A 12,222-nucleotide genomic window follows, 5' to 3' on the forward strand; every position below is an offset into this window, starting at 1 on the left:
CCCGGCCCCCGACCCCAAAGCCCCCGGCCTCAGAACAACCCGAACTCAGAACAACCCGACCGCATTCCCGTCCGCGTCCACGTCCATCCGCATCGCCGCAGGCTCCTTCGGCAGGCCCGGCATCGTCATCACCGCGCCGGTCAGGGCCACTATGAATCCGGCCCCGGTCTTCGGGATGAGGTCCCGGACGCGGATCGTGAACCCCTTGGGCGCGCCAAGGACGCTGGCGTCGTCCGTGAAGGAGTACTGGGTCTTCGCCATGCACACGGGCAGGCCCGCCCAGCCGTTCTTCCGGATGTCCGCCAGTCGCTTCTGTGCAGGAACAGAAAACTCGACCCCGTCGGCCCCATAGATTTCCTGCGCGATCGTGCGGATCTTGTCCTCCACGGACAGTTCCAGCGGGTACAGGTGCCGGAACGACGACGGCGCCGCGATCGCGGCGGCGACCTTCGCCGCGAGCTCATCACCGCCGTCGCCCCCGCCGCCGCGACCCCAAACATCGGCGACGGCGGCCTGGACGCCTTCGCGGGCACACCAGTCCAGGAGCCACCCAAGTTCCCCGGCGGTGTCCGTGCCGAAGCGGTTGATTGACACCACGGGCGTGATCCCGAACTTTTCCACGTTGTGCAGGTGCCTGCGCAGGTTCTCGACGCCGGCCGCGAGGGCCTCGGGGTTGGGCTCCGTGAGCCGCTCCTTGGGGACGCCGCCGTGCATCTTCAGCGCCCGGATGGTCGCCACCACCACGACGGCGGACGGCGCCACATCGCCGATCCGCGCCTTGATGTCCATGAACTTCTCCGCGCCGAGATCTGCGCCGAAGCCAGCCTCGGTGACCACGATGTCGGCGAGCTCGCGGGCGGTTTCGGTGGCGATGAGCGAATTGCAGCCGTGGGCGATGTTCGCGAACGGCCCGCCGTGCACCAGGGCTGGTGTCCCGGCGATGGTCTGCACCAGGTTCGGCTTGATGGCGTCCTTGAGCAGCAGGGCCAAGGCGCCCTGGACGCCGAGGTCCGCCACCGTGACGGGCGAGCGGTCGAACCGGTAGCCGAAGGTGATCCGGCCCAGCCTTTCGCGCAAGTCGGCCAGGTCCCGGGCCAGGCAGAACACGGCCATGATCTCGGAGGCCACGGTGATGTCGAAGCCGTCTTGCCGGGGCACGCCCTGCACTGGCCCGCCGAGCCCGATCACTACCTCACGCAGGGAACGGTCGTTCATGTCCATGACCCGCTTGAAGGTCATCCGCCGGGGGTCGATGCCCAGTTCATTGCCCTGGAAGATGTGGTTGTCCACCAGCGCCATGAGGGCGTTGTTCGCCGAGGTGATGGCGTGGAAGTCACCGGTGAAATGCAGGTTGATTTCGTCCATCGGCAGCACCTGCGAATAGCCGCCCCCGGTGGCGCCGCCCTTCATGCCCAGCACCGGGCCGAGGGACGGTTCGCGCAGGGCGATCATCACCTTGTGTCCGGCCCGGGCCAGCGAATCCGCCAGGCCCACGGTGGTGGTGGACTTTCCTTCGCCGGCCGGGGTGGGGGACATCGCCGAAACCAGCACCACCTTGCCTGGGGCCTTGCCGGGCTGCGGAATGAGTTTCGCGGGATTGATCTTGGCCTTGTAGGGGCCGTAGAGTTCCAGGGCTTCGGGCGGAATTCCGGCGTCCGCGGCGATCTCCCCGATCGGCCGGAGCGTCGCGTTGAGCGCGATCTCGAGATCGCTCATGCTGCCAGGAGCCTTGCTTTCAGACATCGTTGTCCTTCCGGTCCGGAACGGCCTGCTTTCCAGCTATGCCTGGAATCTACCAGCCGGTACTGACGGCGCCGCCGAAGCCGCGCAGCCACACTCACGCCCCCGGCAGCACCAGCCCGCCCACAGCCGCCTGGTAGCTGTCCAGGCTGCGCAGCGCCGTCCGCTGCCAGCCGAAGTCCTCGGCGTGGACCGCGGCGGCGCGGCCCATGTCCTGCCGGGTCTGCGGGTCGTCGTAAAGGGCCTCGAGGGCGTCGGCCCAGTCCGCAGGGTCGTGCCCTTTGACCAGCAGGCCCGTCCGCCCGTGCTGCACCGCCCGGCTCAGTCCACCCACCTGCGTCGCCACCACCGGGGTGCCGCACGCCTGTGCTTCCAAGGCCACCAGGCCGAAGGATTCGCTGTACGACGGCATCACCACCACATCGGCCGAACGGAACCAGCCCGCCAGCTCCGGTGCGTCCACCGGCGGCCGGTGCGTGACGACGTCGTCCAGTCCCGCTTCACTGATGATGGACCGCAGGTTGAAGTCCTTCGCCCCGCTCAGGGCGCCCAGGACGGTGAGTTCGAGGTCGATGTCCGGGCGGCGCTTGCGCAGCAGCGCGACGGCGGCCAGGAACACCTGGGGGCCCTTCAGCCGCTGGATCCGCCCGGCGAAGAGCAGATGGAAGCTCCCGGGCCGCACTCCCAGATCGCGCCGGGAGCGGCTCCGGAACGCGGGGGTGAAGACGGACAGGTCCACACCCGGCGGGGCAACGTCGATCCGGTCGAAGTCGGCGCCGTAGTGGGACACCAGTTCCTCGGCCTCGGCTGTGGTGTTGGCCACCAGCCGGGCGGCGCCGTCGACGATCTGCTGCTCGCCTTCCTCGCGGCGCCGGGGCTCCGGGCGCTCGCCGGAGTCCAGGACCAGGTTCTTCACCTTCGCCATCGTGTGCATCGTGTGCACCAGCGGAACACCCCACATGCGGGACAGCTCCAGCCCTGCCACGCCGGACACCCAGTAGTGCGAGTGGACGAGGTCGTAGCGCCCGTGCGGCTGCTGCTGCCGGATCCGTTCGACCTGGACCACCATGTCGTGCAGCAGTTCGGGCAGGTGCTCCTTCGGCAGCTTCCGGGCGGGCCCGGCGATCACGTTGTGCACACATACGCCCGGCGCCGGGTGCTCGACGGCGGGTTGGCCCTCCAGGGTCGAGCGGGTGAAGATTTCCACCTCCACGCCCTCGTCCGCGAGGGCCGCGGCCAGGTTCCGGATGTAGACGTTCATTCCGCCGGCGTCGCCGCTTCCGGGCTGTTCCATGGGGGAGGTGTGCAGGGAAAGGAAGGCCACACGGCGGATCAGTGACACGCCACACCTCCTGCACCAAACACGTTCTGCCGCAGCCGGCGAACCACACTCGCCCGACTAAACACCTGCGGAGAAAACACTACTCCTGCCTCCCGCGGCGGCGTAGTCTGCCGTGCATGGAGGCACCGGTAGGACACAAGGACCGGGAACACTACGGCCGGGAACGTTTCGATCCGCTCGCCGCCGTGCGTCCCGCCAGTCCAGGCCCGGGCGCAGCGGACGACGGCGGCTGCGACCTGCTGCTGAGCGGCACCGTCTTCCAGGACATCATTTTCACGGGGCTGGGTCAGCGCCCCGAGCCGGGCACCGAGGTGTGGAGCCAGGGGATGGGCAGCTGCCCGGGCGGGATTGCGAACCAGGCGATCGCCGCGGCCAGGCTCGGCCTGCACACGAGCCTCGCGGCCGCGTTCGGCGACGACGGCTACGGCGAGCTGAACTGGAAGATCCTCGAAAGCCAGGAAGAAGTGGACCTTTCGCTGTCCCGGCGCTTCGAAGGCTGGCCGTCGCCGGTCACGGTATCCCTGTGCGTCGAGCAGGACCGCTCGATGGTCACCCACGGCCTGCCCGCGCCGTTGAGCGGCTCCGAACTGATCGGCACCCCGCCCCCGGCGCTTGCCGCCGTCGCCGACCTGGCCGAGGAAGCCGAACCGTGGGTGCTGGCCGCGCACCGGGCCGGGGTGAAGGTCTTCGGCGACGCCGGCTGGGACCCGAGCGGTGCGTGGTCCGGGAGGCGGCTGGAGCAGTTGGGCTACTTCCATGCCTTCATGCCCAACCAGCGCGAGGCCATGGCCTTCACCGGAACGGACAACCCGTGGTCCGCGCTGTACATGCTGGCGGAGCGGGTCCCGGTGGCGGTGGTGACCTTGGGCGCCCAGGGTGCCATGGCGGTGGATTCCGAAACCGGCGAGGAGGAGTGGGTGCCCGCGCTTCCCGTGACGGCCCACGATCCCACCGGGGCCGGGGACTGCTTCGGGGCCGCGTTCATCGTGGGCTGCCTGGCCGGCTGGCCGCTGGGGGACCGGCTGCGCTTCGCCAACCTCTGCGCCTCGCTCTCGGTGCAGGAACTGGGCGGTTCCTTCTCCGCCCCGGGCTGGGGGGACATCTCCGACTGGTGGCACCGGGCCAACGCCCGGCCCGAGCGCCAGTCCAGCCAGTGGCTGAGGCGCTTCGCCTTCCTCGAAGGCATCGTCAGCAGGGTTCCCGAGGGGGCGCTGCGCCGGTCCTCGCTGCGTCCGCCGTCAAGCGCGCTCCCGGGCCAGCATTAGAATCGATGGGTGAGCTACGAAGCATTCGGACGCCCCGACTTTCCCACCCCCTCCGTCTCGGAACGATCCGCCGTCATCGATCTTGAGGCCATCAGGCACAACGTCCGGCAGTTCGTGGCCATCGCGTCCCCGGCCAACGTCATGGCCGTCGTCAAGGCCGACGCCTACGGCCACGGCGCCATCCAGGTGGCCCGCGCGGCCCTCGACGCCGGTGCCCGCTGGCTCGGCGTCGCCCACATCTCTGAAGCCCTGGCGCTGCGTGCCGCCGGCATCGACGCGCCGCTGCTGGCCTGGCTGCACACCCGGGAAAGCAACTTCGCCGCGGCCGTGGCCGCCGGCATCGACATCGGGGTGTCCGGCTGGGAACTGGACGCCGTGGTGGCCGCAGCCCGCGAGCAGGAACGCCCGGCCCGCATCCACCTGAAGGTCGACACCGGCCTGGGCCGCAACGGCTGCACCATCGAGGACTGGGACAAGCTGCTCGGCACGGCGATGGAGCACCAGGACAACGGCCTGCTGCGCGTGGTGGGGATCTTCTCGCACCTGGCCGTGGCGGATGAGCCGCACCGCCCCGAAACCGACGAGCAGCTCAAAGTCTTCCGCGAGGCGATCGCCATGGCCGAGGACTCCGGCGTGGACCCCGAGGTCCGGCACATCGCCAACACGCCGGCCGCGCTGTCCCGGCCGGACTCGCACTTCGACCTCGTCCGGGTGGGCCTGGGCCTGTACGGGCTCTCGCCGTTCGAGGGCCAGCCCTCGTCCGAGCTTGGCCTGCGCCCCGCCATGACCGTGCGCACCCTGCTCTCCAACTGCAAGCGCGTCCCGGACGGCCAGGGCGTCTCCTACGGACTGCATTACCGCACTACAGGCAAGAGCACTCTGGGCCTGGTTCCCCTCGGCTACGCCGACGGTGTTCCCCGGGTGGCCACCGGCGGTCCGGTGCGCATCGGCGGCAACAGCTACCCGGTGGTTGGGCGGATCGCGATGGACCAGATGGTGGTGGACTTCGGCGACGTCGACCCGGAGCAGGCCGCCGCGCTGCCAGGCACCGAAGTGGTCATGTTCGGCGACGGCGCCGATGGCGGCCCGACGGCGGACGACTGGGCCGCGGCGGCCGGCACCATCAACTACGAGATCGTCACCCGTATCAGCCCGCGCGTTCCGCGCAGCTATGTCAACGAGCTCGTCCCGGCCGAAGGGGCCGCGCTGTGAGCCTGGATAACCCGCTTGACCCGGACAGCGGGGCGCTCTGGGAACGCTCGCTCGGGATCCCGACGGCGGACGGCACCCACGCGCTCGGCGCGGCCCTGGGCCGTGTGTTGGAGGCCGGGGACCTGCTGGTGCTCACCGGTGAACTCGGTGCGGGGAAAACCACATTCACCCAGGGCCTCGCCGAAGGCCTGGGCGTGCGGGCCGGGGTCATCTCGCCCACGTTCGTGCTGGTGCGGATCCACCCGAACCTGGCCGACGGTCCGCGGCCGGGCGGGCCGGACCTGGTGCACGTGGATGCGTACCGCCTGGAATCTGCGGCTGAAATCGACGACATCGACCTCGAGAACACCATGGACACCTCCGTGACGGTTGTGGAGTGGGGCCGCGGCCGGGTGGAACACCTCGCCGAAAGCCGCCTCGACGTCGAACTCCACCGGCCCGTCGGCGGCTCGCTCGCTGGCGGAACCGCCGCTGCCGGGCAGCCAGGTGCGGCCCCCACGGATTCAGCAGATGACGCCGTCCTGGACTTCGACACCGACGAGGACGACGAACCCCGCACCATCGTGTTCCGCGGCTTCGGCCCCCGCTGGGCCACCGTGCCCGATGTCCTCGCGCCCGCCCTTGATGGGGCGCCCGCCCTTCACGAGGCCCCAGCTCTTCCGGAGGAGAACAACTGATGCTGATCCTGGCCATCGACACCTCTGCCGTGGCAAGTGCCGCCCTCATCTCCGACGACGCCATGGAAGGCGTGGTGGACTCCTTCGCCACCGAGGACACCCGCAGCCACGCGGAGGTCCTGGCCCCGGGCATCGAAGAACTGCTCGCTGGTGCGGGCGTCAGCAGTGCGGACATAGACCTGATCGTCACCGGCGTCGGCCCCGGCCCGTTCACCGGGCTGCGCTCCGGCATCGCCACCGCACGCACCCTCGCCTTTGCCTGGAACAAGCCTCTGCGCGGACTCATGAGCCTTGATGCGATCGCCCTGGAAGTGGCCGAGTCCACCGGGGCTCCCGCCGAATTCCTCGTGGCCACCGACGCCCGCCGCAAGGAGGTCTACTGGGCCCGGTACACCCTGCGCGGCGGTCAGCTCCCCGAACTGGCGGACGGCCCGCACGTCGGTTTCGCCGCCGACCTGCCGGAGCTTCCGGTGTATGGGGCCGGCGCCGGAATCTATGCCGAGGTTGTCAAGGCCGACGAGGATTTCAAAGACACCCAGCCCAACGCGGCCTCCCTGGGCCAGTTCGCCCTCGCGCTGCTGGCCGCCGGCCGCGAACTGCCGGACTCCACCCCGCTCTACCTGCGCGAATCCGACGCCCAGGTGCCCGGCCCCAGGAAGCGTGCGCTGTGACAGTCCCCGAGGAGTTCCTGAACACCGTGGCCATGCCCGACGGCGTGGTGCTGCGGGACATGAACGACGGCGACCTGGCCGCCGTCGCACAGCTGGAACGGCGCCTGTTCCCGGTGGACGCTTGGCCCCTGCAGATGTTCGTCGACGAGCTCTCCCAGCCGGAGACCCGCCGCTACGTGGTGGCCGAAGCCGACGGCGGGATCGTGGCCTATGCCGGGCTGATGTGTGTCCAGCCCATCGCCGACATCCAGACCATCGCCGTGGTCCCCGAGTTCGAGGGCCGCGGCATCGGTTCCGCCGTGCTTGCCGAACTGATCGCCGAGGCCCGGCGCCGCGGGGCCGACGACGTGCTGCTGGAAGTCCGGGCAGACAACCCGCGGGCCCAGCAGCTCTACCTGCGCTTCGGCTTCGAGCAGATCCACATCCGGGCCCGCTATTACCGCGACGGCACCGACGCCCTCATCATGAGGCTGCCGCTGGTTGACGGCCTCGCCACCGACGGCCTCGCCGCAGAAGGACCCACCACAGAAGGACCCACCGCGTGAACCCCGCACCCGCCAGCGAACCCCTCGTCCTCGGCATCGAATCCTCCTGCGATGAGACCGGCGTCGGCATCGTCCGCGGCACCACCCTGCTGAGCAACACGGTGTCCTCCTCCATGGACGAGCACGTGCGCTTCGGCGGGGTCATCCCGGAAATCGCCTCCCGAGCCCACCTGGATGCCTTCGTGCCCACCCTGCAGGAATCCCTTCGCACCGCCGGCGTCACCCTGGACGACATCGACGCGATCGCCGTGACCTCCGGCCCGGGACTCGCCGGCGCCCTCATGGTGGGGGTCTGCGCCGCCAAGGCGCTCGCCCTGGCCAGCGGGAAACCGCTGTACGCGATCAACCACTTGGTGGCGCACGTGGGCGTCGGGCTGCTGGACATGTCCGGAAACCGCATGTCCGGAAACCGCCTGCCGGACAATCTCGGCGCCCTGCTGGTCTCCGGCGGACACACGGAGATCCTGCGGATCCGGAGCATCACCGACGACGTCGAGCTTCTGGGTTCGACGATCGACGACGCCGCCGGGGAAGCCTACGACAAGGTCGCCCGGCTGCTCGGGCTCGGCTACCCGGGCGGGCCCGCCATCGACAAGATGGCCAGGACCGGAAACCCCAAGGCGATCCGCTTCCCGCGCGGGCTGAGCCAGCCCAAGTACATGGGCACCGCCGAGGAACCCGGCCCGCACCGCTACGACTGGTCGTTCAGCGGACTCAAGACCGCCGTCGCCCGCTGCGTGGAACAGTTCGAAGCGCGCGGCGAGGAAATCCCGGTAGCGGACATCGCCGCCGCCTTCCAGGAAGCGGTGGTGGACATCATCACGTCCAAGGCCGTGCTGGCCTGCCGGGAGAACGGGATCACGGAACTGCTGCTGGGCGGGGGAGTGGCTGCGAACTCGCGGCTCCGGGAACTGACCGGGCAGCGCTGCCGTTCCGCCGGCATCACGCTCCACGTTCCGCCCCTGCAGCTGTGCACGGACAACGGCGCCATGGTGGCCGCCCTCGGCGCCCAGCTGGTGATGGCCGGGATCGGGCCGAGCGGCGTCGCGTTCGCCCCCGATTCCTCGCTGCCCGTCACCACCGTTTCGGTCTGATACTGACTGCTCAGGCAAGCGAGGCCGCCACCGAGGCGATCCAGGCACGCTGGCCCCGGGTCTCGACGGCGCGCGGGTGGTAGTTCGTGCGGACCCAGTCGATGGCCTCGTCGGCCGGGATTCCGCCCATGATGGCCAGGACCGCGATTGCTGTTCCGGTCCGTCCGATCCCGGCGCCGCAGGCGATCTCGACCCGTTCGACGGCGGCCCGCGTGTGTGCCTCCCGTAGCGCGTCGACGGCGTCCTCCGCCGAGTCCGGCAGGCGGAAGTCCCGCCAGCGGACCCAACGGTTGGGCCATTGGGTCACGTGCGGATCGCGGCCCAGCAGGTAGACGGCGAAGTCGGGAGCCGGCGCCTGGCTGCGGGGCCGCCGGATCCCGGTGCCGCGGATGATGCGGCCGTCAGGGAGCCGCACCACCCCTGGTTCCGTGCCCCAGCCATCCATGCATCAACCGTACGTCGCTACTGGCTGAACCGCGGTACTAGCTGATTTTGCGCCGGTACGCGGCCATCGCGAAGGCGTAGGCCAGGACCAGGAGTCCCAGGCACCAGGCCAGGGCGATCCAGAGTTCGTTGCCCACCGGCTGCTGCGCGAACAGGGCCCGGATGGAGTTCACGATCGAGGTCACCGGCTGGTTCTCGGCGAACCAGGCCACGGGTCCGGGCATCGTGCCGGTCGGCACGAACGCGGAACTGATGAACGGCAGGAAGATCAGCGGGTAGCTGAACGCGCTCGCGCCGTCGACTGTTTTCGCGGAAAGCCCGGCGATCACGGCCAGCCAGGTCAGGGCCAATGTGAACAGGACCAGGATGCCGGTGACCGCCAGCCAGGCGCCCAGCGAAGCCCCGGTGCGGAACCCCATGAGGAGTGCAACGCCGACCACCACCGCCACCGAAGTGAGGTTGGCGACCAGCGAGGTCAGCACATGCGCCCAGAGCACGCTCGACCGGGCGATCGGCATGGACTGGAAACGCTCGAAGATGCCGCCCTGCATGTCGAGGAACAGGCGGTAGGCCGTGTAGGCGATGCCGGAAGCGATCGTGATCAGCAGGATCCCGGGGAGCATGTAGTTGATGTACGAGCCGCCGGAACCGGTGCTGATCGCACCGCCGAGCACGTAGACGAACAACAGCATCAGCGCGACCGGCGTGACCGCGGTGGTGATGATGGTGTCCGGGCTGCGGAGGATGTGGCGCAGTGAGCGGCCGGTGAGGACGCCGGTGTCGCCAAGGACGTGGGTGGTCATCGGGAGGCCTCCTTTTCTTCAGCTTCTTCAGCGCGTTCCCCGACGAGCGCCAGGAAGACGTCTTCGAGGGAGGGCTGTTTCTCGACGTACTCGATTTCGGCCGGCGGCAGCAGCCGCTTCAGCTCCTCGAGCGTGCCGTTCTGGATGATCGTGCCCTTGTGCAGGATCGCGATCCGGTCGGCGAGGTGCTCGGCCTCGTCGAGGTACTGCGTGGTGAGGAGCACCGTGGTGCCGTTCCTGGCGAGCTCCTTGACGGTCTGCCACACCTCGATGCGTGCCTGCGGGTCGAGCCCGGTGGTCGGCTCGTCGAGGAAGATGACCGGCGGGTTCCCGATCAGGCTCATCGCGATGTCGAGCCGCCGCCGCATGCCGCCCGAGTACCCGGCCGCCTTGCGGCCGCCGGCCTCGGTGAGCGAGAAGCGTTCGAGCAGCCCGTCGGCCACCGCCCCCGGGTCCGCCAGGTGCCGGAGCTTCGCGACCAGCATGAGGTTCTCCCGGCCCGTGAGCACTTCGTCGACGGCGGCGAACTGCCCCGTGAGGCTGATCGAGCCGCGCACTTCGGCGGCCTCCGCGCCGACGTCGAAACCGTGGACGCTCGCGGTTCCGGCGTCGGCTTTCAGCAGTGTCGAGAGGATGCGGACCAGGGTGGTCTTTCCTGCCCCGTTCGAACCGAGGAGGGCGAAGATGCTGCCCCGCTCCACCTCGAAGTCGACGCCGCGCAGCACGTTCAGTTCCTTGTAGGACTTCTCCAGGCCACGGACCCGGATGGCGGCCTCAGTCATGGCCGGCCTCCTTCCTTTTCGCGTTCTCGACCGCCTCGATGAGGCGGGCGCGTTCCTTGTCGATCCAGCGCTTGCCGCCGTACGCCTGGGCGAAGGCCTCGGCGAATTCGACGGGATCCTCGCCGACGATGTCCACGACAGGCGTGTGGTCGACGGCGGCGCGCTCCCAGAGATCTGCGAAGTCGGCGAACATCTGGACGATGGTGTCGCCGTCGGTGACGCCGCCGTAGTACATGAGGTAGCGGTTGAAGGCGCTCGCGGCGCCGAGGTAGGGCTCCGGCAGCGCATCCAGGCGCGCCTTGGCCTGCTTGTACTGCTTCTTCTGTTCGAGCGGGCCGGTGAGCGCTTCGATCCATTTGGCAGCCATGGCTACTTTTCTCCTTCGATTCGGTCGGTGCTGTGGAGCTGTTCGATACGTTCTGCGAGGAAGCTCCACGTCCTCCAGAACTCTTCGAGTTCCTGCGTGCCTTGAGTGTTGAGCGAGTACACCTTCCTCGGCGGACCTTTCTCGGACGGGCGCTTCTCGACGTCGACGAGACCCTTTTGCTCGATCCGCACCAGGAGCGCATATACGGTGCCCTCGGCGATGTCGGTGAAGCCCTGGTCCCGCAACAGGGTGGTGATCTCGTAGCCGTAGGCCGGTTTCCCGGTCAGCAGGGCGAGGACAATGCCCTCCAGCGTGCCCTTGAGCATCTCGGTAATCTGCTTGCCCATGCGGCCACCTCCTAACTACTTGGTAAGACTATGTACCAGTACTAAGTGTTACTGACTACTGGTACATAGTATCGCTGAGTAGTGAAAGTGCAATAGCCCTATTGTGGATGTTTTCGACACGGAAAAGCCCTGGCGCCACGGGAATTCCCGTAGCGCCAGGGCTTGTGTGCAGCGGATGTCGCCTGGAGTGTCGTCAGCTTTCGACGGCGGCCCTCTCGTCCGGGCGGATGTCGGAGGTGATCAGGGCGCGGTCATAGTTGACCAGGGCGTAGTTCTCCAGGATTTCCTTGCTGTCGATGATGTTTCCGGTGCGTTTGTCGCGGGTAAGCCGGATGATCCTGTTGTGCCGGTAGACCTGGCTGCCGGCTTCCTGGAAATAGGCATCCTCTTCCCGGATGTGGAATTTGGATGACGAGGGCCGTTCTGCACGCAATTCACCGCAGAGGTGTTCCTCCGTGGTGTGGACCAGGAACTGGAAGCTCTGGTCCGTATCGTTGCGGACGCGGTAGTCCAAGTAGTTGTAGACAATCGACGTGCCCGTTCCGAAGGGAATCTGCCGGTTGAAGTCCGGGAACAGGTCCAGTTCGCCGTGGTGGTGGTGTTCCACGATGGTCAGCTCACTGTGCAGCACCATCCAATGCAGGAGGTTGGTGAACTGGCAGAGTCCGCCGCCCACGCCGGATTCCGCGCGGCCGTTGTTGATGGTCAGGCCAACACGGTATCCCTTGGCCGGCGTACAGCGCCCCACAAGCTGCCAGAAGGAGAAGGTCTCGCCGGGGCGGATGACCACCTGGTCCACCAAGGGCGCTGCAATTCCCAGGCTGATGGCTTTGTTCTCCTGCAGGTGCAGGTCAACGTTGCCGAGCTTCCGCCGGATCAGTGAGTTGTGCCGGTAGATGACTTCCGGCAGGGCCCTGTTCGCTGCGTTTCCTG

General features: G+C 68.4%; 14 protein-coding genes. 6 read left to right on the forward strand and 8 right to left on the reverse strand.

All coding sequences use genetic code 11. From position 1 onward, the window contains the following. Nucleotides 1–45: 45 nt before the first annotated feature. A complete protein-coding gene (locus D3654_RS18485) occupies nucleotides 46–1,743 on the reverse strand; it encodes a formate--tetrahydrofolate ligase (RefSeq protein ID WP_120522929.1) in 1,698 nt (565 codons plus the stop codon). Between the two features lie 94 nt (nucleotides 1,744–1,837). Further along, a complete protein-coding gene (gene mshA, locus D3654_RS18490) occupies nucleotides 1,838–3,082 on the reverse strand; it encodes a D-inositol-3-phosphate glycosyltransferase (RefSeq protein WP_120522930.1) in 1,245 nt (414 codons plus the stop codon). Nucleotides 3,083–3,198: 116 nt separating this feature from the next. On the opposite strand from mshA, the gene D3654_RS18495 reads away from it, so the two are divergent. Genes D3654_RS18495 through tsaD form a run of 6 tightly spaced genes read left to right on the forward strand, consistent with a single transcriptional unit; the run spans nucleotide 3,199 to nucleotide 8,546 of the window. Continuing rightward, nucleotides 3,199–4,347, forward strand: a complete 1,149-nt coding sequence (locus D3654_RS18495) for a PfkB family carbohydrate kinase (protein ID WP_120522931.1) — start codon at nucleotides 3,199–3,201, stop codon at nucleotides 4,345–4,347. Between the two features lie 9 nt (nucleotides 4,348–4,356). Beyond that, complete coding sequence (alr, locus tag D3654_RS18500; protein ID WP_120522932.1) at nucleotides 4,357–5,559, forward strand: alanine racemase; 1,203 nt, start codon at nucleotides 4,357–4,359, stop codon at nucleotides 5,557–5,559. Between the two features lie 2 nt (nucleotides 5,560–5,561). Then, on the forward strand, nucleotides 5,562–6,236 hold the full coding sequence (gene tsaE, locus D3654_RS18505; protein ID WP_120523007.1) for a tRNA (adenosine(37)-N6)-threonylcarbamoyltransferase complex ATPase subunit type 1 TsaE: 675 nt from the start codon (nucleotides 5,562–5,564) through the stop codon (nucleotides 6,234–6,236). Continuing rightward, nucleotides 6,236–6,907, forward strand: a complete 672-nt coding sequence (tsaB, locus tag D3654_RS18510; protein WP_120522933.1) for a tRNA (adenosine(37)-N6)-threonylcarbamoyltransferase complex dimerization subunit type 1 TsaB — start codon at nucleotides 6,236–6,238, stop codon at nucleotides 6,905–6,907. Before tsaE ends, tsaB begins: the two co-directional genes overlap by 1 nt. Nucleotides 6,908–6,939: 32 nt before the next feature. Continuing rightward, nucleotides 6,940–7,452: a ribosomal protein S18-alanine N-acetyltransferase gene (gene rimI / locus D3654_RS18515; protein ID WP_120523008.1), complete on the forward strand. Its 513-nt coding sequence runs from the start codon at nucleotides 6,940–6,942 to the stop codon at nucleotides 7,450–7,452. Then, entirely contained in the window at nucleotides 7,449–8,546 is a 1,098-nt protein-coding gene (gene tsaD, locus D3654_RS18520; protein ID WP_120522934.1) for a tRNA (adenosine(37)-N6)-threonylcarbamoyltransferase complex transferase subunit TsaD, read from the forward strand. Before rimI ends, tsaD begins: the two co-directional genes overlap by 4 nt. A gap of 10 nt (nucleotides 8,547–8,556) precedes the next feature. Here tsaD and D3654_RS18525 read toward each other — a convergent pair whose 3' ends face one another. The 6 genes from D3654_RS18525 to D3654_RS18550 all read right to left on the reverse strand — a co-directional run bounded on the left by D3654_RS18525 (nucleotide 8,557) and on the right by D3654_RS18550 (nucleotide 12,079). Beyond that, the gene (locus D3654_RS18525) at nucleotides 8,557–8,991 is read right to left on the reverse strand and encodes a protein-tyrosine phosphatase family protein (RefSeq protein ID WP_120522935.1); all 435 of its coding nucleotides are present in this window, start codon (nucleotides 8,989–8,991) and stop codon (nucleotides 8,557–8,559) included. Between the two features lie 37 nt (nucleotides 8,992–9,028). Beyond that, nucleotides 9,029–9,793 (reverse strand): ABC transporter permease, encoded by a 765-nt coding sequence (locus tag D3654_RS18530; protein ID WP_120522936.1) that lies wholly within the window; start codon nucleotides 9,791–9,793, stop codon nucleotides 9,029–9,031. Then, nucleotides 9,790–10,575 (reverse strand): ABC transporter ATP-binding protein, encoded by a 786-nt coding sequence (locus D3654_RS18535; protein ID WP_120522937.1) that lies wholly within the window; start codon nucleotides 10,573–10,575, stop codon nucleotides 9,790–9,792. Before D3654_RS18535 ends, D3654_RS18530 begins: the two co-directional genes overlap by 4 nt. Further along, nucleotides 10,568–10,942: a DUF1048 domain-containing protein gene (locus tag D3654_RS18540; protein WP_120522938.1), complete on the reverse strand. Its 375-nt coding sequence runs from the start codon at nucleotides 10,940–10,942 to the stop codon at nucleotides 10,568–10,570. Before D3654_RS18540 ends, D3654_RS18535 begins: the two co-directional genes overlap by 8 nt. A 2-nt stretch (nucleotides 10,943–10,944) precedes the next feature. Further along, the gene (locus D3654_RS18545; RefSeq protein ID WP_120522939.1) at nucleotides 10,945–11,289 is read right to left on the reverse strand and encodes a PadR family transcriptional regulator; all 345 of its coding nucleotides are present in this window, start codon (nucleotides 11,287–11,289) and stop codon (nucleotides 10,945–10,947) included. A 193-nt stretch (nucleotides 11,290–11,482) separates the two neighbouring features. Continuing rightward, nucleotides 11,483–12,079, reverse strand: coding sequence for a VanW family protein (locus D3654_RS18550; protein WP_245413326.1), 597 nt, complete (start codon nucleotides 12,077–12,079; stop codon nucleotides 11,483–11,485). Nucleotides 12,080–12,222 lie beyond the last annotated feature (143 nt).

The organism is Arthrobacter celericrescens (genome assembly GCF_003614925.1).
Lineage (GTDB): Bacteria > Actinomycetota > Actinomycetes > Actinomycetales > Micrococcaceae > Arthrobacter > Arthrobacter celericrescens.